The following is a 20,120-nucleotide window of genomic DNA, read 5'->3' on the forward strand; positions in this document are numbered from 1 at the left end:
GATGTCGTCCGAAAACCGCTTCACACTTTTCGGCATCATGCTCTAGGGGGATTCCGGAGATCGCCGCATGAGCTTTCGCATCGATCCGCGCCTGCCGCTGACCGGCGAGGTCAGGCGTATCCTTGGCGAGGAGATCGGCAAGGCGCTTGCCCATCTGGCCGTCGCGCGCGACCAGCCGGAGCAGGCATTGCACAAATGCCGCAAGCGGCTGAAGAGCGCGCGCGCCTTGCTGCGGCTGGTCCGTTCCGGAAATGAAACATTCTGTCGGACTGAGAACCAATGCTACCGTCAGGTGGCGGCGCTGCTTGCCGGGCCGCGCGAGGCGACCGCGCTGGTCGAGACCGTCGACCGGCTGGCAGCCGCCTTTCCCGAGCAGGTTGCCGGCGGCGGCCTCGACAGCGTGCGCGACCGGCTGATTGCCCGCCAGCATGAAATGCATGCCGGCGCCGGCCTCAACGCCGCCATAGGCGCGGCCACCGCCGCCTGCGAGGAAGGCCTCATCAGGATAGAGCGGCTGCTGCTCCCCGATCTGCCTGAGCATGCAGCCGATGTGCTTGCGGAAGGCGCTCGCAAGACCTTGCGCCGTGCCAGGAAGGCGCTGGACCGGGCGGGATCGCGCGGCGAAGCAGAGGATTTCCACGATCTGCGCAAGGCTGCCAAGACCCACTCGATGCATTTGTCGCTGCTCGGCCGGCTGTGGCCGACGCCGATCAAGGTGCGGCGCAAGGCGGTCGACGAACTGGGCGAAAGGCTCGGCGAACTGCACGACGTCTTCGTCATGCGCGTGTTGCTCGAGGCCGACGGTGAGCCGCTCGGCGATGCGCAGGACACAAGGCTTCTTGGCAAGCTTTTGAAGCGCTCGGAAAAAAGCCTGAAGAAGAGCTGCCTCGCCGGAGCGGCCGAGCTGTTCGGCGACAGCCCCAAGCGCTCGACAAAGAAACTCGCGCGCAATGTGCGCGACGACCTCGCCGGCCCGGTATTGTCGAAAGAGGTCCCGGTCGGTTGATCATGGCCGAGGACGTCACCTCGTGCTAGTCACACTTTACCATGACCGCGCCGCGCGACACGCTTCTCGACCGACTTGGCCGCTGGCTTGCCGGCCGGCTGCAGGACGAATCCTCGGGCTATGAGCCCTACACGCCGTCCGACGCCGAGACGTTGCGGCGCACGCTCGAACCCGGCGACATCCTGCTCATCGAAGGCAACCAGAAGATCTCCGCGGCCATCAAATACCTGACACAGTCGACCTGGTCGCATGCGGCCTTCTATATCGGCGATGCGTTGTCCGAACCGGAGGACGGATCGGAACGGCGTCGGCTGATCGAAGTCACGCTAGGCGAAGGCTGTGTCGCCGTGCCGCTGTCGCGCTACCGCACCTACAACACCCGTATCTGCCGGGCGAGCGGGCTGGCGCCGGAAGACCGCGACCATGTCGTCGCCTTCATGATCGGCAAGCTCGGCCTGAAATACGATCTCAAGAACATCTTCGACATGCTGCGCTTTTTCCTGCCGACGCCACCGGTGCCGGTGCGCTGGCGCCGCCGCATGCTGGCTTTCGGTTCCGGCGATCCGACGCGCGCCATTTGCTCGACGCTGATCGCCGAAGCCTATGGTGAGATCCGCTACCCGATCCTGCCCGAGATCACCCGCGCGCCCGGCCGCGCCTCGGCGCAGTCGAACTATTCGCGCCGCGAAATCCTGCACATCCGCCACCACTCGCTCTACACGCCGCGCGACTTCGACCTGTCGCCCTTCTTCCGCATCGTGAAACCGACGCTGGAATTTGGTTTCGACTACCGGGCGGTGACCTGGGAGGACAAGGCAGGCACCGACGCCGCAGCCGCGAAGGCTGGCGCAATCGCCTCAGACACGTGATGGCTTCGGCCTGAGTCATGAGGTTCAGGCGTCTCACATGGCGGCCTGCATCACGCCGAAACCGCAATAGCGCCCTGGTTTTCGGCCCTGTGTTCGACCCAGACATGGACCGGTTCGTCCCGGCCGCGGATGCTAACCGGTCCATGATCGCGCGCATTCAACCGTGTCGTTGGCGATTCCGCCTTCGCGGCCTCGATCAGTCGTGACCCAAAGCAAATATTCGCCTGAAGCTCCCGGCAGAGCGCCTGCAAACGGCTGGCGACGTTGACGGTGTCGCCCACCACCGCGAAGGACAGGTTGCGCTCGCTGCCGACCGCGCCGAGGACGACGGCGCCATATTGTGCACCGATCCGAACGTCCAGCGGCGGATATCCTCTGGACACACGCTGGACATTCCAGTCTTCGATAGCGGCGATCATCGCTTCAGCGCACCGGATGGCCCGGGTTGCGTCGTCATGGCTGGCTTGCGGAACCCCGAAGGTCGCCATGATGCAATCGCCGATATAGTTGTCGACGGTGCCATGGTGGTCGAAGACGACCTGCTCCATGCGACGGTGGAACTGACGCAGTAGTTCGAACACTGCTTCGGCCGGATGATCCTCGGAATAGTGTGTGAAGCCGACGATGTCGGCGAACAGCACCGCGATATCCTGCCGGCGGACCGGGCCGAAGGGCTCGTCATCCGTGGCGAGCTGGTCGACGACATTGGGCGAAAAATGCCGGGCGAGATTGGCGCGGGCGCGCTCCGCCTTGACATAGTCTTCCGACAGATGTCGGGAACGAGAGACGACCAGCGCCATGATCGCGCCGATAATCAGCACAACCAACACATTGGTCGCCTGCGCGAACGTATCGACGAAATTGGGGTTGAGATAGAGATTCAGTCGCTCTGTCAGCGGCAGCGAATAGAGGTTCGTTGCCGGAATGACGGTTCCCGCATGAAAAACCACCCATCCCACCCCGATCGTCCACGTCAAGGCCGCGAGCGCGCCGAGATAGAGCGCCAATCGTGTCGAAAGGGTCAGCGCGCCAAGGCATACGAAAATCAGCAGGAATTTGAAGCTGCCCTCGCGCAGTTGCATCGCGGCCGGCGCGACCTCGAGGGAAAACGGGTTGGGCGTTACCAGCAGAACGGTCAACAGAATGATGTCCAGCGTACCGACGAGGTAACCGATCCACCATGGCGCGTTGCGACGGCGCGCAAAGCGAAACTGGATCAGGCCGACGAGTTGGAACAGCGCGAGGCCCGCCAGCACGAAGAGCAGCGAGGCATCCCAGCGGCTGATCAAGGAAAAGAAGCAGGAGATCACGGCGAGCGATGCCGTGCGCGCCCAGAACTGCAATGCAGCACCCTGGCGTTCTGCGCGCTCCCGCAAATTTTTCAGGCGCGAATAGCGGCGAAGTTCAAGTGTTGGCGCGGTCGGCATAGGATCACTTCGATTTTGCGGGGACGGTCACGCATTCGGCAAACCCGCCCCGTACAGTCTGGCAAATCAGCGCGCGAACTCTATCATGAATGTGGCTTCATTTTTGAAGCACCTCCGGACTGGAGCGCGACAAGCTCAGCCGCCAGATGCAATCCTGCTCGGATGATGGCCCAGTCAGGCCGGCAACGGGCGGCGTCCCTTTGCCGGAGCGGTGGGCCGGTCGGACGCACCGGCATCCCTGGGGTGCGGGCCGATCGGCATGATCGCCGGAAACGGGGTTGCGCCAAAAGCAAACGTCCATTTGTAGCCGGTCAGCCCGTCTTCCGGCGTCGTGTGCTGGTCGTGATGGGCGAGCAGTTTGGCGCGCTCGGCCAGTTCCTCCGCCTCGCGCTTCACCATCTCCGCCGTCTCCGGCCGCATCCGCCTGGAGAAAGAGACGAAGGTCGCTTCCCGCTCCAGATGGGTGATCGCCCAGCCGATGAAATTCTTGTTTGTCATCTCGAATAGCGGCCTGAGCGGCCCTTCGAAATTCCACTGGATCGGTGTGTCGACCAGCAGCCGTGCCGACAGCCCGCTGCCCAATGCGATCAGGCCGATCGCTTCGAGATCGCGCAGATAAAGGAACATCGAGGCTTCGCTCAAGCCTTGCGAGCGCATGACGCCTTCGGGCGTGAACTTCTCCGACAGCATGACGAAGATGAACAGCAGCGCCGGCCGTCCCGCGAGCTTGCGCTCGATCTCCGGCGCGATGCGATTGACCGGTCCCGGCCCCCGGTTCATCGACCCCAGCACGTTTTCCAGCTCGACGCCGGCGGCAGCGCAGATCCCGATGAGACGGTCGAGCTTGCAGTTGCGCTCGTGGAAGATGCGCTTCACCGTCGGCTCGGAAATGCCCATACGCCCGGCTAGCTCACGATAGGTGACGCCCTTGGCCTTCAGCGTCCGCTTCAGCGCCTCGAAGATCAGGCCGTTCATGGAATGCACCTCTTTTCTCGCGGTTTGGTATCGCGTTTCGATACTAGCGGCAATCGCCCTTCCGGAAAAGTATCGACATCTCTAGCTCTCCGCCATCCACCACAGGAGACCTGGCCGTGAAAACCCTCATCCCCTCTATTTGTCTCGCCGCCTTCGGTATCGCGCTCGTGCCTGCGGCCGAGGCCGCCGAACTCTGGCGCGCCTCGGGCTTCGAGCAACCCGAATCGGCGCTGTTCGATGCCGCCAACAATCGCATTATCGTCTCCAACATCGTCGGCAATCCCGGGGAGGCCGACGGCAACGGCTATCTCTCGGTGCTGTCGCTGGACGGCAAGGTCGTTAGCCGGCACTGGACCGCCGGCATGGATGCACCGAAGGGCTCGGCGATCTCTGGCGGCAAGCTCTACGTCGCCGACATCACCAAGGTGCGCATCGTCGATCTCGCCAGCGGCAAGCTCATCTCGACGATCGATGTGCCCGGCGCCGTTTTCCTCAATGACGTGACATCGGACAGTTCGGGCAAGGTTTATGTCACCGACATGCTGGCCGATGCGATCTACCGCATTGACGGCGACAAGCCGGAACTGTTCGTGAAGGATGCGAAGCTCGCCGCACCCAACGGCATCTTTGCCGATCGCGATCGGCTGATCGTGGCGTCCTGGGGCAAGGGCATCAAGCCGGACTTCAGCACTGCCGCGCCCGGGGGCCTGCTGTCGGTCGATCTCGCGACGAAAGCCGTGACGCCGCTGCCTGGCGCACAAAACTTTGCCGACCTCGACGGCGTCGTCGCCATCGGCGACAGCATCTACGCCACCGCCTTCATGACCGGCACGCTCTATCGGTACAAAGTCGGCGAGGCGCCGAAGGCTGTAGAGCAGTTCAAGCCGGGCAGCGCCGATATCGGCACAGACGGCACGCGGATCTTCGTGCCGCTGATGAACGAGGGCGAGATCGCGGTGCTGAGCCTGGACTGACGGCGCACACTTGCCGGCTCAGCCAGCGGGCGCGGCTTTGAGTTGCGCCCGCGAATCCTTGATCGAGGCGGCAAAGGTCACCAGCGGCCGCTTGACGCCGTGGTTGATCAGCATGCGCCGTGTCTGCGGCGAGGCACCGGCGATGATGAAACGCACCCCTGCGCGCTTCGCCTTGTGCGCCGCGCCCTCGATGACATTGGCCGCGGTGGAATCGAAGAACGGCACCGCCGAGCAATCGAGGATGAAGTTCTTGCGCTGGTCGGCGATGCGGTCGAGCACCGTGCCGACAGTCGAGGCGGCGCCGAAGAAGAAGGCGCCGGAGATGCGATAGACGACGGTGTCGGCGTCGCTTGCCTCGCTTGCATCGTAGGCGCGGCCGCTGCTGTCGGCGACATCGTCCTGCACCAGCGGCAAATCCGCCTCCACGGCGATCGACTTGGCCATGCGGTCGATGAACAGGATCGAGCCTAGCGCGAAGCCGACGACGATGCCTTCGGTGAGATCGCGGAAGACGACGATCAGGAAGGTTGCCATCAGCACCAGGGCGTCGCCGCGCGAAGCGCGCAGCAACGTGGCGAAGGCCTGCTTCTCGAACATGTTCCAGCAGACAACCGCCAGCACCCCGGCAAGGGCGGCAAGCGGGATGTAGCTCGCCATTGGTGCGGCCACCAGCATGAAGACCAGCAGAAAAAGCGAATGCAGCATGCCGGAAACCGGCCCATGCGCGCCGGCCCGCACATTGGTGGCGGTGCGGGCGATGGTGCCGGTGGTGCAGATGCCGCCGAACAGGGCAGACGCGATGTTGGCAAAGCCTTGCGCCACCAGTTCGCAATTGGAACGGTGACGCCGCCCGGTCATGCCATCGGCGACCACGGCCGAGAGCAGCGATTCGATGGCGCCGAGCAGCGCAAAAGCCACCGCATCCGGCAGCACCGCAAGCGCCTTGTCGAGGTTGAGTGCCGGCAGTGCCGGCAACGGCAGGCTGCGCGGAATGCCGCCATAGCGGGTGCCGATCGTTTCCGCCGGCAGCGAAAGCAGCGCCACGACAAGGGAGGCCAGTCCGACGGCGATCAGCATGCCCGGCCAGCCGGGCCGCCAGCGCTTCACCCCGACGATGGTGGCGATGGTCAGCGCCGCCACCAGCGTTGCCGAGATATTGAGCGTGCCGGCCGCGTGGCCGATCGCCATCAGCTTCGGCAGCAGCGGCCCGGGCTCCGGCCCGGCAAGCCTCAGCCCGAACAGTTCGACGATCTGGCCGGAGAAGATGATGACTGCGATGCCGGCGGTGAAGCCGACCGTCACCGGGTAAGGGATGAATTTGATATAGGTTCCGAGCCGGAGATAGCCGATGGCGAGCAGGAAAATGCCGGCCATCATCGTCGCCAGCAGCAGTCCGTCGACGCCTTCGCGCTGCACCGTCGCCGCCACCAGCACGATGAAGGCGCCGGCCGGGCCGCCGATCTGGAAGCGGCTGCCGCCGAGCGCCGAGACGATGAAGCCGCCGACAATGGCCGTGAACAGGCCGCGCTCCGGCGTCACGCCCGAAGCAATCGCAATCGCCATCGACAGCGGCAACGCGACAATAGCGACGGTCAGCCCGGCCATGAAGTCGGCCTTGAACTGCGGCAGGCGGTAACCTTCGCGCCAGACCGTCACCAGCTTGGGCGTGAACAGCTCTGAAAATGTCGGCTTTGCCGACTTCTGGGCCGGTTGATGCACTGCCCGCCGGATCTGATCCATGGACTGCCTTCCGCTTGCGTGAAGGCGGCGGGATCGTCGGCAGGACTGTCGGCGGTCGCCGTCGCGACTATATGCCGGCTCAGCCTTGCGGGTTCGGCGGCGCGACCGGCTTGAGGCGCACGCCCCGGCCGCCGCGCTCGCTGGTCTGGTTCTCGCCGATGAGCTCCACCCCGGCCTCGTCGAGAGCCTGGATAACCTTCATCAGCGTATCGACCACACCCCTGACCACGCCGTCACTCGCTTCCATGCGCTGGATTGTCGGAAGCGAAACGCCGGCACGCTCGGCGAGCGTCTTCTGATCGATGCCGGCCAGCGCCCTCGCGGCGCGCATCTGGGCGGCAGTGATCATCGGTCGGAACCCCCGTCTGAGTCTGCGGAGACGACGTGTAATACAATCATAGTGATGTTTCAACCATCATAAAGCATGCATGAAACATGATCTCTCCACAAAGCCGGATGGCGGGATACGGGATGAGCATGCTACGCTACCGCCTTGGCTCTTACTGGCGGGGAAATATCAGTCGAATATTTTCAGGACCTTGACGACGTCGGCAGCCTTGCTGTCGGCGGTTTTTCTGCTGGCAGGCTGCGGACACGGGCTGATCAACCGGCTGATTTGAATGTCGCTCCGGATCGTCAGTCTTCGGGCTCGTTGCCATCGGCCACCGCCTTGTTCCGCTGCAGCATTCGCGCCGCCAGCCAGCACAGCGTCGCCCAGGTGAAGCCGGCGCACCATCCCGCCAGCACGTCGGAAGGCCAGTGGACGCCGAGATAGACGCGGCTGACGCCGACCAGCAGCGTTACCAGCACCGCCAGGCTGAGGACATAGATTTTCGTCGTTCGTCCCGGCAGGAAGCGCGCTGCGAGCGAGCCTAGCGTGAGATAGGTCACCGCCGACAGCATCGCGTGGCCGCTGGGAAACGACAGCGACGTCTCGTTGGCCAGGTGCGAGACAAGATCGGGGCGCGGCCGGTCGATGCCGGCCTTGAGCAAGGTCGACAGCAGCTGCCCGCCGGCCACCGCGACAAAGATCAGCAGCGCCGTCCTCGGCCTACGGATCAGCAGGAGGTAGACGATCACCGCCGTTACGATCAGCACCAGCACGCTGGAGCTGCCGAGGCTGGTGATGTCGCGCATCGCGCCTTCCAGCCATGCCGGGCCGACGGGAACATCCGGCTGACCCACTTTTCGGAAAGCGAGCAGGATCTCAGTATCGAAAGCGTGCGGCGTGGTGGCCCGCGCCACCTCCATCAGTTCCTCGAAGCCCCACAGCCCGGCGGCTATCACCAGCCCGGCCAGCAGCACCGGAAATTCAAGCCAGTTGGTGAACGCACGCGGGGTCTTCATCGGATTACAGTCGCCCCTGCAGGTAAGGCCCGAGCGAGATCAGCACCACCGCCGCGATGGCCAGCACGATGCCGGTCGCCTGCAAGGCATTGACGCGTTCGCCGAAGAACACCAGCGCCACCACATTGACCGCCACCAGCTGGATCACCGCCGACAGACTGAACGACACCGACATGCCGAACTCACGAACCAGCCGCAGCATCATCAGATTGCCCGCCGTATAGAGCGCCAGTGTCAGCACGATCTTGCCAAGGCTTGGCGCCAGCCCCCATTGCTTGGCCGCGATGGCCGCCAGCAGGAAGATCACCGTCGAAATGACGAGCTGCGCCAGTCCCCAGAAACTCACTTTTGTGCCTCGCTGTCCTTTGTGGCAGCTCTTGTTTCGCAAGCGTGGCGGCACGTCAAGCAGACTGCGGCGGAACAGGCCACGGCCGAGGTGCTGAATGAATGGCAGCGCGATCGCGGTCTGACTGCCACGCTCGGTCGGATTCGTGCAAACCCAGGCAGCTGCGCTCAAGCATTGGAAAAGAATGGACTTTTAAACATGGCGCCCCACCTCTTCTGGAGGAGAGTGCCATGCCAAAGTCCGTCTATGACCGTGGCCTGCTGAAACCCGACGACATCGCCAGGCTGCAACGCGTATTCGACGAAGCCTGCCGCAGGCGCGACGTGCATCCCGATTCGGCGGAGGCGCGGGAGATCGCGCTGAACCTGCTTGCGCTGCACAATGCCGGCATGGTCGAGGAAGATATGCTTATGGAAACCGTGGGTTTCCGCCGGTTGGAGCCGAAATCAGCCTGAGGCCCGCAAGGCGGCCTGGAGCGATTCCAGGAAAAGTGTGAAGCGGTTTTCCGTCCGGAATTGCGTAAAAATAAAGGCCTAGGAGCGGTTCGCCGTTTCCGTGAAACGGTGAAACGCTCTAGCCGGCGCGCTGCACGACGGCCACATTCATCTCTGCCCGCAGCCTGAAGCCGATGGATTCGTACAATCCAACCGCGTTGGCATTGCTGGCATAGGCATGCAGGTAGGGAACTTCGCCGCGCGCAAAAATTCGGTTGGCCACGAACACCGACAGCAGCCGGCCGAGGCCGCTGCCGCGAAATTCGGGATGCGAGCAGACGCCGCTGAGTTCGCTGTAGCCGGGCTGCTTCATGCGCTCGCCGGCCATCGCCGCCAGCCGGTCGTCGATTTTCACGCCCCAGAACTCGCCGAGGCTCAGCGCCTTGAGCGTGAACGGGCCGGGCTTGGTCAGTGACGCCAAAGCAAGCATCTCGGCCGCGTCGTCCTGCGTCAGCTGCTGCACACGCTCGTCCGACACGGAAGGCAATGGCGCCTCGGCAACCATCTGAACGCCGAAGGCGGTCACGGTCGCGGTCAGTTCCGGCGGCAAGGCAACGGGGTCCGCCTGGAGCATGAACACGCTCTCACCTGCAGGAATGAGGCTTGCGAGCGCCTGCAGACTCTCAGCGTCGTCTGCCCCGGAAGCCGCGAAGGGGACGATCGAGGAGGGATAGCGCCTGGCGAGCCTGTCGCCATACGCAAAGATCCGATGCCGCGTGTCGAGCGCGCTCCAGACCGGACGATCGAGGACATGGCTCATGGCGCGACATCCTGTTTCACACGGCGGTCGAGCGGGGCCGCCGCCAGGCCGTCCTCCATTGCCGAGAGTTGTTCGAGAAGCGGCCCTGCAAGGCCTTTGCACAAGTCGGCAACGGCGTTCTCGATGCGCGGCCAAACGTCCCGCTTCGCCTTATCGACCAGGCGCTGGCCGTTCGCGGTCAGCGAGATCATCCTGCGGCGCTGGTCGTCGTTCGATGGCGCGGCCTCGACCAGCCCCAACTCGGCCAGCAGCGCCACGCTGCGCGTCACCCCCGGCTGGGTGATCCCCAGTGACTGCGCCAGTTCGCCGACAGGCAGCGGCCCAAGCCGGTCGAGCGCGGCCAGCAGAGGATACTGGCTGGACTGCACCGGCACCTCCAGCCCATCGAGCATGCGCTGCGTATCGGCCTGCAACTGCTCGCCGATGCGCTTCAGCCTGCTGCCGAGGGTGAGGTAGCCAAGGGATCGAATGATGTCTTCCATGGGTGGTCCGTCTCCTGGATAACCATAACATGTTATATAACGATGCAATGAACGAGTTCAAGCGCCTGCTTTGGAGGTTGGCCGCAAGCATCTCAACTTCGTCGTCCTTGGGCGAAGCAGGAGCGAAGCTCCGTCGCGGAGACCCAGGGATCATGCCTTGGCCGTGGAAGCAGCGGAGCAGAACCTGCAACGCAGCGTAGTTCAGAAGTCACGGCATGGATCCTCGGGTCTGCGCCGTCGCTACGCTCCTTGCTTCGCCCGTGGATGACGACGGGATCGGCGTTTCAGCCAATCGCCAGGATATTCGATCCGTCTTGCAGATGCGTTGAACCACTAGTCCGCGCCATAGCAGCAGCCCGAAGTGCGCGGTGGTTCTCCGTCCAGAAGCGCTCGTCTACACCCCTTGGCGATCTGACGGGCAATCGCTTCGGCCTGCAGGCCGGCGCTGTGAAAATAGCTGGTCAGGCTTGGCCGCATGCCGATGAACCACAGGCCGGGCTGGCCGCTCGGGGTGCCGCCATTGGCCTTCGGCACGCCCTTGGCGTCGAGCACGCCGAGATCGCCCAGCATGGCCTCCAGGCCGGTGCGATAGCCGGTTGCCGCGATCACCACATCCGGCTCGAGCACCGTGCCGTCGTTCAGCCGCACGCCGGCGCCTTCGAAAGCCGCCACCGGCGCCACCACCGAAATCCATCCGGCCTTCAGCGCGGCAACCGCGCCGTCGTCAACGGCGATCGCGATCTGCTCGACGCCGAGCCGGCTGGCGCCGCCTTTCGGCGCCGGCGGCAGGCCGAAGCGGGCGAGGTCGCCGAACACCAGCCGCTGCGTCGCGGCAATCGCGGCATCGGCAATCCACGTCGGCAGCATCGCCATGAAACCGCCGAAGCGCGCCACGGCGACCTTGCCGATCCGTTTCGGCATCAGCGACGGACCCTGCCTGGCTGACAACCAGATGGCCTTGGTGTCGGCACGGGCGAGGTGGTTGAGCACGTCGAAGCCGGAATTTCCGGCCCCGACCACCAGCACGCTTTTGCCCACATAGTCCTGTGCTGTGCCGAAATCGGCGGCGTGGCTAAGTTTGCCGGTGAAAGTCGCCTTGCCTTGCCAGTCCGGCGTCCATGGCAAGCGGTCGCGGCCGGTGGCGACGATGACATTGCGGGCGCTCAGCGTTTCCCGGCCCGTATGGACGAGCCAGCCATTGCCTCTGCGTTCGATCCGCTCGACGGCGGTGCCGAATTCGACCCTTATGCCGCGCGCGCGGGCAAAATCCTCGAGATAACCGATGATGGCATCCTTGTTCGGAAAGGCGGCGGTGCGGGGCGGATAGGCAAGGCCGGGCAGGGTCGACAGCGCGCGATGCGTGTTTAGGGTCAGCTTCTCGTGCCGCCGTCGCCACGGTTCGGCGATCCGCGGCTCCTTTTCAAGCACGACGACCCGCACGCCGCGCCGGCCAAGCGCGTCGGCGGCCGCCAGCCCCGCCGCTCCGGCGCCGATGACGATAACCGTATAGTCGGGTCCTTTCGGCCCCAGGACGATAGGCATCGTTTCGCTTGTCGTAGCCGCCATTCGGTCGAGATTTCCTTTCAGGTGCGCCATGGGGACCCGTCCTATATGGCACGTCCCATATGGCACAGGGGCGATATGATCGATAATGAGGTCGCGTCAATGCGACTGATTCGAGGCCTTGGGGGCAAGCCTCTGTTTATCATCGGCACGCGGAAGCTCGACCATGCCCTCCTTGCGCATCTTTCTCGACAGACTGCTGGAGGGCGCCGCAGCCAAGGTGCCGCGCCAAGATTTTTCGCATGTCGAGCGGCTGGCGCTTGTCCGCCAGCACGGCGACTTCTCGCTGGCCTATTCGACCGCCGTGCAGCAAAAACTGTCCTATTTCGGCGACGCCGACGGCTACATCGCCTTCGGCACCAAGATGAAGCACCATTTCGCGCTCGGTGACCCGGTGGCCCATCCGGCCGATCGGCCCGACTATATCAGGCGCTTTGTCGAAGCCGCCGACAGCCCGTGGTTCGTGCAGATCGGCGAACCGACGGCGCGCGTTCTGGCCGGGCTCGGCTACCAGGTCAACCGTCTCGGCGTCGACACGCGGCTGGAACTGCCGGCTCACGATTTTTCCGGCAAGCGCAACGAAACCGTGCGGTATTCCGAACGCTGGCTGTTGAAGAAGGGGTTTTCCTTTGGCGAAGGAGCGGTCTATCTCGACGAGGTCCAGCGCCTGTCACAGAACTGGCGGGCCGACCGCATCGTCAAGCGGTGGGAGATGGCGTTCCTCAACCGCCCCTTTGCCGATCATCTCGGCATCGATATGCGCCGTTTCGTGCTCTACAGCCCGGAAGGCGAGCTCGTCGCTCTGCTCGATTTCGATCCGATGTTCCGGGATGGCAAGGTGATCGGCTACACCACCTCGTTCAAGCGCAAGCACATCGATGCCTCGCCGCATGCCGAAATCGGGCTGACCAAATTCGCCGTCGACCGGTTTCGCAATGAGGGCATTTCGGTCGTCACGCTCGGCCTGTCGCCGATGCTCGAGGTCGGAGCCAACGGCTTTGCCGAATCGAGCTTCTGGCGCAACGCCTTCGCGCGGGCCTATGAGTCGCCCTGGGTCAACCGCAGCAAGTTCAACCTCAAGGGCCAGGCGGCGTTCAAGCGCCGCTTCCACGGCATCGAGGAACCGACCTACATCGCCTTCCGCCAAGGCAGGCTGATCGAGATGCTGGGGTTGCTGCGCCTCATCAAGGCGATCTAGCAAGAACCGTGGCGGCCAACGTGGCCAATTTGCCCTCAGCAAAACTGTTGATTTGACCGGCGCACGGGCGATCGCCTATTTGCATGTCGCTCAAAAGTGGTCCCGATTTGAGCAAACGACATGCATAAAAACAAAGACCTAATGCGCGTCGCCTGAGTCCGTTCAAGCGCGACGCGCTTTAGAGCGGCAGGGTCAGTTGCGCAGCCGGTAGCCGGTGCGGAAGATCCAGGCGACGATGGCGATGCAGATGGCGAGGAACACCGTCGTCATGCCCAGGCTGACGGCGACCGAGACATCGGACTTGCCGTAAAAGCTCCAGCGGAAACCGCTGATCAGGTAGACGACCGGGTTGAACAGCGTCACCGTGCGCCAGGTCTCGGGCAGCATGTTGATCGAATAGAAGCTGCCGCCGAGGAAGGTCAGCGGCGTGATGATCAACAGCGGCACCAGCTGCAATTGCTCGAAGCTTTTCGCCCAGATGCCGATGATGAAGCCGAACAGGCTGAAGGTCACCGCCGTCAAGACAAGGAAGGCCAGCATCCAGAACGGATGCTGGATGGTGAGCGGCACGAACAGCGAGGCCGTCGCCAGGATGATCAAGCCGAGGATGATCGACTTGGTCGCGGCGCCGCCGACATAGGCGATGACGATCTCCAGATACGACACCGGCGCCGACAAGAGCTCGTAGATGGAGCCGACGAATTTCGGGAAATAGATGGCAAAGGAGGCGTTGGAGATCGACTGCGTCAACAGCGACAGCATGATCAGGCCGGGCACGATGAAGGCGCCGTAGCTGATGCCGTCAATCTCGGTGATGCGCGAGCCGATGGCCGAGCCGAAGACGACGAAATAAAGCGATGTCGAGATCACCGGCGAGACGATGCTCTGCAGCACGGTGCGGAACGCACGCGCCATCTCGACCCGGTAGATCGCCCATACTGCTCGCCAATTCATGGCTCTTGCCTCAACAGATTGACGAAGATCTCCTCGAGCGAGCTGTTTTGCGTGTCCATGTCGCGAAACTGGATGCCGGCCGTCTCGAGTTCGCGCAGCAGCGATGCGACGCCGGGGCGTTCGCTCTGGTTGTCATAGGTGTAGGTCAGCTGTGTGCCATCGCTCGACAGCTCCAAGGCGTAGTGCGAGAATGCATCGGGAATGGCGGTGAGCGGGTTGCGCAATTCGACGATCAGGCGCTTGCGGCCGAGCTTGCGCATCAGTTCGGCCTTGCCCTCCACCAGGATGATCTCGCCGCGGTTGATGACACCGACACGGTCGGCCATCGCCTCGGCCTCTTCGATATAGTGCGTGGTGAGGATGATGGTGACGCCATCGTCGCGCAGCCGCCGCACCATCGCCCACATGTCCTGGCGCAGTTCGACGTCGACGCCGGCCGTGGGTTCGTCGAGGAACAGGATGCGCGGCTCATGTGACAGTGCCTTTGCAATCATCAGCCGCCGCTTCATGCCGCCCGACAGCGTGATCGCCTTGGCGTCCTTCTTGTCCCACAACGACAGGTCGCGCAGCACCTTTTCGACGAAGCCCGGATTGGGCGCCTTGCCAAACAGGCCGCGGCTGTAGGTTACGGTTGCCCAGACGCTCTCGAACGCGTCGATGGTCAGCTCCTGCGGCACCAGCCCGATCAGGCTGCGCGCGGCGCGGTAGTCTCGGTTGATGTCGTGGCCGTCGACGGTCACCGTTCCCGACGAACGGTTGACGATGCCGCAGACGATCGAGATGAGCGTCGTCTTGCCGGCGCCGTTCGGCCCCAGCAGCGCGAAAATCTCGCCGCGTTCGATGTCGAGGTTGATTTCCTTCAGCGCCTTGAAGCCGGTGGCGTAGGTCTTGGTGACCCCGGAAATCGAAATGATGGAAGGCAAATTAGTGGAAGACATGAGGCCGAAAACGACTGTTTGAAAGAGGCGGGGATTATTATTGCGCTGAATGTCGGTGCGTACGGCGCGAAGTCAATGCCGCTGCTGACTATTGTGGACAAACGTTCCCCTTTTGCCGTTTCGTCATGGGGGTATCGGGGCACTGACGGATTGATCCCATCTGCTGCGACAACGCGCCCCGCGTGACGCCAAGCCGCTTTGACCGGACCGCATCCGCCGCCTATTCTGCGCCAACAACAGCAGCCGGAGCCCGCATGGACCCGCTCATCCTGTCGCGAATGCAGTTCGGGGCGAATATCTCGTTCCACATCCTGTTTCCGACCATCACGATTGCGCTTGGCTGGGTGCTGCTGTTCTTCAAGCTCCGCTACAACGCCACCAATGATTCCGCCTGGATGCGCGCCTATTTCACCTGGGTGAAAGTGTTCGCGCTGTCCTTCGCCATGGGCGTGGTCTCCGGCGTCACCATGAGCTTCCAGTTCGGCACCAACTGGCCGGGCTATATGGAAAAGGTCGGCAACATCGCCGGGCCGCTGCTTGCCTACGAGATCCTCACCGCCTTCTTCCTCGAAGCGGCCTTCCTCGGCATCATGCTGTTCGGGTTCCGCCGCGTCTCCAACCGCGTCCACACGCTGGCGACGGTATTGGTCGCCGGCGGCACCACGCTGTCGGCCTTCTGGATCATTGCGCTCAATTCCTGGATGCAGACGCCGGCCGGCTTCGAGATGATCGATGGCAAGGCGCATCCCGTCGACTGGTGGGCGATCGTCTTCAACCCGTCCATGCCCTACCGTCTGACGCATATGCTGCTTGCCTCCGGCCTGACGGTGTCGTTCCTGATCGCCGGCCTGTCGGCGCTGCGCTACCTCACCGGCGACCGGTCGGAATCGATGTGGAAGGCGCTGCGCACCGGCGTCTTCACCGCCGCCATCCTGATCCCGATCCAGATCTTCGCCGGCGACCAGCACGGGCTGAATACGCTGGAGCACCAGCCGCAGAAGATCGCCGCCATGGAGGCGAACTGGAACACCGGCCCCAACGTGCCGCTGGTGCTGTTTGCGCTGCCCGACGAGGCGGCGAAGGAAAACAAATTCGAGATCGCCATTCCCGACGGCGCCAGCCTGGTGCTGCGGCATTCGACCAGCGGTATCGTGCCGGGGCTCAACGACTATCCTGGCCTGCACCCGCCGGTGTTCCCGGTGTTCTGGGGCTTCCGCATCATGGTCGGCACCGGCATTTTGATGCTCATCGTCTCGTGGTCGGCGACCTTCTTCCTCAAGCGCCGCCACAGCCTGCCGAGGCCGCTGGCCATGCTGATGGTGCCGATGGCGCTGTCGGGCTGGCTGGCGACGCTGGCCGGCTGGTACACCACCGAAATCGGCCGCCAGCCCTGGCTGGTCACCGGCGTGCTGAAAACCGCCGACGCTATCGGCCCGGTCGCCGGCAGCCATGTCGCGCTGACGCTCGCCATCTATCTCATCCTCTATGTGCTTTTGCTGATCGCCTATCTCGGCGTGCTGGTGCACCTGGCGCTGAAGGCGGCCAAGGACGGCGACACCTCGCCGCTGCCGGGCGTGATGAAGACGGCGATGTCGCAACCGGCCGCAGCGGAGTGAGAATGGTCCGCGTAGCGGACGAAAAGCCAACGATTTGGCTTTTCGAATGACGAACGCCCGGAGCCATAGCGAAGGGCAGAACCGTTGATGAGAGGGATGACAGACCGATGACCTTCGACTGGCCAACCGCGCTGCCCCTGATCTTCGCCGGCCTGATGGGCCTCGCCATCCTGATCTACGTCATTCTCGACGGTTTCGATCTCGGCATCGGCATCCTGTTCTCGGTCGCCGAAGATGCCGAGCAGGACACGATGATCGCGGCAATAGGCCCGTTCTGGGATGCCAACGAGACCTGGCTGGTGCTGGCCGTCGGCCTGCTCCTGGTCGCCTTTCCGCTGGCGCATGGCGTCATCCTCACCGCGCTCTACATTCCGGTCTTCGTGCTTTTGGTTGGCCTCATCCTGCGCGGCGTCGCCTTCGATTTCCGCGCCAAGGTGCCCGCCGGCAAGAAGCATCGCTGGAACCGCATTTTCTTCCTCGGTTCCGTCATCGCCTCGCTGGCGCAAGGCTATATGCTCGGCGTCTATGTGCTCGGCCTCGATGTCGGTTTTGGCGGCACCGCTTTCGGGGCGCTGGTGGCGCTCTGCCTGTCGGCGGCCTATGCAGCGATGGGCGCTGCCTGGGTCATCTACAAGACCGAGGGCGAATTGCAGAGGAAGGCGGTGGCCTGGCTGCGGACAGCCCTGGTGCTGACCGCGCTCGGCATGGCGGCGGTGTCGCTGGCGACCCCATTCGCCAGTCCGCGCATCTTCGCCAAATGGTTCGTCTGGCCCGAAATGCTCTATCTGTCGCCGCTGCCGATCCTGTCGGCGCTGCTGTTCCTGTGGCTGTGGCGGCAGACCTTCCACCTGCCCAAGCCCGACGATCGCCACGCGCTGCGGCCGTTCCTGACGCTCGCCGCCATCTTCGCGCTCGGCTTTGCCGGGCTTGCCTGGTCGTTCTATCCTTTCGTGGTGCCCGACAGGCTGACCATCTGGCAGGCGGCGTCGGCGACGGAAAGCCTGGCCATCATCCTCGCCGGCACGGTCGTCGTGTTGCCGGTGATCATCTTCTATTCGTTCTATGCGTATCGGGTGTTCGGCGGGAAGGCGACGGATCTGACGTATGATTGAAGGGCTCTCTAATCGCGGTTTGCGCGAGGCACCCCCCTCTGGCCTGCCGGCCATCTCCCCCTCAAGGGGGGAGATCAGCTCCTCACTGCGGCCTTCGCCAACCTTGCAAGATGAGCACCGTCAGCGACGCTGCCAATCTCCCCCCTTGAGGGGGAGATGCCCGGAAGGGCAGAGCGGGGTGATGTCCCGCTGGCGTCTCAGGTAGGGCGTCGCCGCTCTCTGCGTCCGGCCAAGTCCTATCGCCCCTCAGCTCTTCCCCGCCAGCACCAGCACCGGCTTCTCGCTGTACAACCCCGGGAACAGCGCCTTCAAATTCGCCACCTTGGGCAGGTCGTTGTAGACGATGTAGGGGTAGGTCGGGTTCAGCGTCAGAAAGTCCTGGTGATATTCCTCGGCCGGATAGAAGGTTTTGCCCGTCTCCAGCGTGGTGACGATCGGCTTGGCAAACACTTTCGCCTGGTCGAGTTGGGCGATGTAGCTCTGGGCGATCTTCTGCTGCTCGCCATTCTCGGCAAAGATGGTCGAGCGGTACTGGGTGCCCGAGTCGGGGCCCTGGAAGTTCAACTGCGTCGGGTTGTGGGCGACCGAGAAATAGACCTGCAGCAGCTGGCCATAGGTCACCTTGGACGGATCGTAGGTGATCTCGACCGATTCGGCGTGGCCGGTGCGGCCGCTGCCCACCGTTTCGTAGACGGCGTCATCCTTGGCGCCGCCGGTGTAGCCGGAGACGGCCTTGGTCACGCCCTTGACGTGCTGGAACACGCCCTGCACGCCCCAGAAGCAGCCGCCGGCGAAGATAGCCTTCTCGCTGCCGCTGGCGGCCTTCTCGTCCATTGCCGGCGGCGGGATCACCACCGCGTCCTCGGCCGAGCGCGCAGGGCTCTGCCAGAAGGCGGCCGCGGCGGCGGCGGCGATGAGCGCGGCAAGCGCGCTCTTGAAGATCGGCGTTCTCGTCCTTGCAATGCCGGTCATGTCTGATCTCCTTGATGGTGGCGAAGACTATACGACAGAACGTCCCGCCTGGTTTCTCAAATTGCCGTGCGCCGGCCCGGCCACTGTGCGGCCGGGCCATGGGACCCAGCCTTATTGCGCGGGCGCCATGGCGTCCGCCGGCTTCATCGCATTCGTTGCGGGTTTCATGGCATCGGCCGGCTTCATGGCGTCGGCGGCGGGTTTCATCGCATTCGTCGCCATTGGGTCGGCTGGCTTCATGGCATCGGTCGCCGGCGCCATGGCATCGGTCGCGGGCTTCATCGCATCGGTTGCCATCGCCGGCTTCATGGCGTTGGTCGCTTCGTCGGCACGGGCGCCGGCGGCGAAGCCGGTCATCGAAAGCGCAAGGGCGAGCGCGGTCAGGGTCTTGGTCATGATGGTATTTCCTCCTTGAAGAGGGCGCGCGGATGCGAGCCCGGTTATGCCGCGCTAGCGGCGTTGCGTAGAAAAAGAATCAGTCGGCGGCTGCAGCCAGGATCGGCCCACCACCCGGCGACTGCACCAGCACCGCGGTGCTCAGCCCGCCGCTTGCCGCCGGCAGCGGCAGTGTGGTGGCGTCGCCGCTCCAGCTGCCGAGTTTCTCCAGCGAGTGCACGACATTGGCATGCGGCAGCGTGCGCCCGGTGTTCTCGCCGCGCGCCACCGGCACTTCGACGCCCTTGTTGTAGCGGACCAGCCAGACATCGGCGCGGCCGGCCGGCGCGGAACCGGTGCCGATGCTGATCTTGCCACCGTCGAGCGACAGCATCGGCCCCTTCGTGTGACCGCTCGCGGAAATCAGTTGCTCGATCTCGCCTGATGCCGCGCCCACCGCATCGGCACCGCCATTGACCACCACCTGCGGCGTGAACGGGCCGGAGCGGCCGAGCGACGGCTCATAGCGCACTTGGCGCTGGGTGAATTCCTCGCGGCCGAAAATGTCCTTCCAGCCGAGATAGTCCCAGTAGGTAACGTTGAACGACAGCGCCAGAACGCCCGGCTGGTCCTTGACCTTGATCAGATTGGCATTGGCCGGCGGACAGGACGAACAGCCCTGGCTGGTGAACAATTCGACCACGGTGAGCGGCTGGGCAAAGGCGGTGCCGCCAAGCATCATCAGCGCCGCGCCTGCGGCAGCCAGCATCGCGCTGCGTTTTGGGTTAAGTCCAGTCATCGGGGGTCTCCGTTGCGGCGGGTTCATCCCACACTTCGCCGCTGCCCGAGGCTTCGTTACATGGTTCACCGCTTCGTGATTGGGGGCCGACGCGTCGTTGCCTTCTCCCCTTGTGGGAGAAGGTGGATCGGCGCGAAGCGCCGAGACGGATGAGGGGTGTTCCAGCGGAGTGA

At 63.9% G+C, this 20,120-nt stretch carries 22 protein-coding genes; 8 read left to right on the forward strand and 14 right to left on the reverse strand.

Annotation, left to right across the window (positions count from 1 at the left end; translation table 11 throughout):
- The first annotated feature begins 67 nt into the window (after nucleotides 1–67).
- Together NKI31_RS21590 and NKI31_RS21595 are read left to right on the forward strand one after the other, a co-directional pair.
- A complete protein-coding gene (locus NKI31_RS21590) occupies nucleotides 68–1,006 on the forward strand; it encodes a CHAD domain-containing protein (protein ID WP_352652507.1) in 939 nt (312 codons plus the stop codon).
- A 41-nt stretch (nucleotides 1,007–1,047) separates the two neighbouring features.
- The gene (locus NKI31_RS21595) at nucleotides 1,048–1,875 is read left to right on the forward strand and encodes a C40 family peptidase (RefSeq protein ID WP_023687509.1); all 828 of its coding nucleotides are present in this window, start codon (nucleotides 1,048–1,050) and stop codon (nucleotides 1,873–1,875) included.
- Between the two features lie 50 nt (nucleotides 1,876–1,925).
- Here NKI31_RS21595 and NKI31_RS21600 read toward each other — a convergent pair whose 3' ends face one another.
- Together NKI31_RS21600 and NKI31_RS21605 are read right to left on the reverse strand one after the other, a co-directional pair.
- Nucleotides 1,926–3,302, reverse strand: a complete 1,377-nt coding sequence (locus NKI31_RS21600) for an adenylate/guanylate cyclase domain-containing protein (RefSeq protein WP_023728782.1) — start codon at nucleotides 3,300–3,302, stop codon at nucleotides 1,926–1,928.
- Between the two features lie 174 nt (nucleotides 3,303–3,476).
- Nucleotides 3,477–4,277: a helix-turn-helix domain-containing protein gene (locus NKI31_RS21605; protein ID WP_023681272.1), complete on the reverse strand. Its 801-nt coding sequence runs from the start codon at nucleotides 4,275–4,277 to the stop codon at nucleotides 3,477–3,479.
- Nucleotides 4,278–4,393: 116 nt separating this feature from the next.
- Between NKI31_RS21605 and NKI31_RS21610 the strand changes: the two genes are divergently transcribed.
- Complete coding sequence (locus NKI31_RS21610) at nucleotides 4,394–5,251, forward strand: NHL repeat-containing protein (protein ID WP_023692976.1); 858 nt, start codon at nucleotides 4,394–4,396, stop codon at nucleotides 5,249–5,251.
- 18 nt (nucleotides 5,252–5,269) lie between these two features.
- Here NKI31_RS21610 and NKI31_RS21615 read toward each other — a convergent pair whose 3' ends face one another.
- Entirely contained in the window at nucleotides 5,270–6,991 is a 1,722-nt protein-coding gene (locus tag NKI31_RS21615; protein WP_023692975.1) for a SulP family inorganic anion transporter, read from the reverse strand.
- Between the two features lie 79 nt (nucleotides 6,992–7,070).
- Nucleotides 7,071–7,340: a helix-turn-helix domain-containing protein gene (locus NKI31_RS21620; RefSeq protein ID WP_023673276.1), complete on the reverse strand. Its 270-nt coding sequence runs from the start codon at nucleotides 7,338–7,340 to the stop codon at nucleotides 7,071–7,073.
- Between the two features lie 79 nt (nucleotides 7,341–7,419).
- Here NKI31_RS21620 and NKI31_RS21625 point away from each other — a divergent pair, with 79 nt between their 5' ends.
- Entirely contained in the window at nucleotides 7,420–7,611 is a 192-nt protein-coding gene (locus NKI31_RS21625) for a hypothetical protein (protein ID WP_352652508.1), read from the forward strand.
- A gap of 16 nt (nucleotides 7,612–7,627) precedes the next feature.
- Here the strand turns inward: NKI31_RS21625 and NKI31_RS21630 are convergent, their stop codons facing one another.
- Nucleotides 7,628–8,338, reverse strand: coding sequence for a phosphatase PAP2 family protein (locus NKI31_RS21630; RefSeq protein WP_023687516.1), 711 nt, complete (start codon nucleotides 8,336–8,338; stop codon nucleotides 7,628–7,630).
- A gap of 4 nt (nucleotides 8,339–8,342) precedes the next feature.
- The gene (locus NKI31_RS21635) at nucleotides 8,343–8,684 is read right to left on the reverse strand and encodes a hypothetical protein (protein ID WP_023681268.1); all 342 of its coding nucleotides are present in this window, start codon (nucleotides 8,682–8,684) and stop codon (nucleotides 8,343–8,345) included.
- Between the two features lie 230 nt (nucleotides 8,685–8,914).
- On the opposite strand from NKI31_RS21635, the gene NKI31_RS21640 reads away from it, so the two are divergent.
- Nucleotides 8,915–9,139 (forward strand): hypothetical protein, encoded by a 225-nt coding sequence (locus NKI31_RS21640; protein ID WP_023673272.1) that lies wholly within the window; start codon nucleotides 8,915–8,917, stop codon nucleotides 9,137–9,139.
- 118 nt (nucleotides 9,140–9,257) lie between these two features.
- Here NKI31_RS21640 and NKI31_RS21645 read toward each other — a convergent pair whose 3' ends face one another.
- The 3 genes from NKI31_RS21645 to NKI31_RS21655 all read right to left on the reverse strand — a co-directional run bounded on the left by NKI31_RS21645 (nucleotide 9,258) and on the right by NKI31_RS21655 (nucleotide 12,016).
- Nucleotides 9,258–9,938, reverse strand: coding sequence for a GNAT family N-acetyltransferase (locus NKI31_RS21645; RefSeq protein ID WP_023732788.1), 681 nt, complete (start codon nucleotides 9,936–9,938; stop codon nucleotides 9,258–9,260).
- Nucleotides 9,935–10,420 carry a MarR family winged helix-turn-helix transcriptional regulator gene (locus tag NKI31_RS21650; RefSeq protein ID WP_023687520.1) on the reverse strand — a complete coding sequence of 162 codons (486 nt, stop codon included), beginning with the start codon at nucleotides 10,418–10,420 and terminating at the stop codon, nucleotides 9,935–9,937. Before NKI31_RS21650 ends, NKI31_RS21645 begins: the two co-directional genes overlap by 4 nt.
- Before the next feature lie 333 nt (nucleotides 10,421–10,753).
- Nucleotides 10,754–12,016: a flavin-containing monooxygenase gene (locus NKI31_RS21655; protein WP_352652509.1), complete on the reverse strand. Its 1,263-nt coding sequence runs from the start codon at nucleotides 12,014–12,016 to the stop codon at nucleotides 10,754–10,756.
- Nucleotides 12,017–12,149: 133 nt separating this feature from the next.
- On the opposite strand from NKI31_RS21655, the gene NKI31_RS21660 reads away from it, so the two are divergent.
- On the forward strand, nucleotides 12,150–13,181 hold the full coding sequence (locus NKI31_RS21660; protein WP_023703862.1) for a phosphatidylglycerol lysyltransferase domain-containing protein: 1,032 nt from the start codon (nucleotides 12,150–12,152) through the stop codon (nucleotides 13,179–13,181).
- A 192-nt stretch (nucleotides 13,182–13,373) separates the two neighbouring features.
- Here the strand turns inward: NKI31_RS21660 and NKI31_RS21665 are convergent, their stop codons facing one another.
- Together NKI31_RS21665 and NKI31_RS21670 are read right to left on the reverse strand one after the other, a co-directional pair.
- A complete protein-coding gene (locus NKI31_RS21665) occupies nucleotides 13,374–14,135 on the reverse strand; it encodes an ABC transporter permease (protein ID WP_023703863.1) in 762 nt (253 codons plus the stop codon).
- On the reverse strand, nucleotides 14,132–15,058 hold the full coding sequence (locus NKI31_RS21670) for an ABC transporter ATP-binding protein (protein WP_352652530.1): 927 nt from the start codon (nucleotides 15,056–15,058) through the stop codon (nucleotides 14,132–14,134). The genes NKI31_RS21665 and NKI31_RS21670 overlap by 4 nt, the downstream gene beginning before the upstream one ends.
- A gap of 269 nt (nucleotides 15,059–15,327) precedes the next feature.
- On the opposite strand from NKI31_RS21670, the gene NKI31_RS21675 reads away from it, so the two are divergent.
- Nucleotides 15,328–16,689, forward strand: a complete 1,362-nt coding sequence (locus tag NKI31_RS21675) for a cytochrome ubiquinol oxidase subunit I (protein ID WP_023701933.1) — start codon at nucleotides 15,328–15,330, stop codon at nucleotides 16,687–16,689.
- A gap of 107 nt (nucleotides 16,690–16,796) precedes the next feature.
- Nucleotides 16,797–17,801, forward strand: a complete 1,005-nt coding sequence (locus NKI31_RS21680) for a cytochrome d ubiquinol oxidase subunit II (protein ID WP_352519090.1) — start codon at nucleotides 16,797–16,799, stop codon at nucleotides 17,799–17,801.
- 246 nt (nucleotides 17,802–18,047) lie between these two features.
- On the opposite strand, the gene msrA is transcribed toward NKI31_RS21680, so the two are convergent.
- From msrA to NKI31_RS21695, 3 genes are all read right to left on the reverse strand, one after another.
- Nucleotides 18,048–18,773, reverse strand: coding sequence for a peptide-methionine (S)-S-oxide reductase MsrA (msrA, locus tag NKI31_RS21685; protein WP_023699192.1), 726 nt, complete (start codon nucleotides 18,771–18,773; stop codon nucleotides 18,048–18,050).
- Between the two features lie 111 nt (nucleotides 18,774–18,884).
- Complete coding sequence (locus NKI31_RS21690) at nucleotides 18,885–19,169, reverse strand: hypothetical protein (protein WP_023728772.1); 285 nt, start codon at nucleotides 19,167–19,169, stop codon at nucleotides 18,885–18,887.
- 79 nt (nucleotides 19,170–19,248) lie between these two features.
- Entirely contained in the window at nucleotides 19,249–19,947 is a 699-nt protein-coding gene (locus NKI31_RS21695) for a DUF1223 domain-containing protein (RefSeq protein WP_502899170.1), read from the reverse strand.
- Between the last annotated feature and the right edge of the window lie 173 nt (nucleotides 19,948–20,120).

Origin of the sequence: Mesorhizobium sp. M0659 (assembly GCF_040320605.1) — a bacterium.
In the GTDB taxonomy this organism is placed as follows: Bacteria; Pseudomonadota; Alphaproteobacteria; order Rhizobiales; family Rhizobiaceae; genus Mesorhizobium.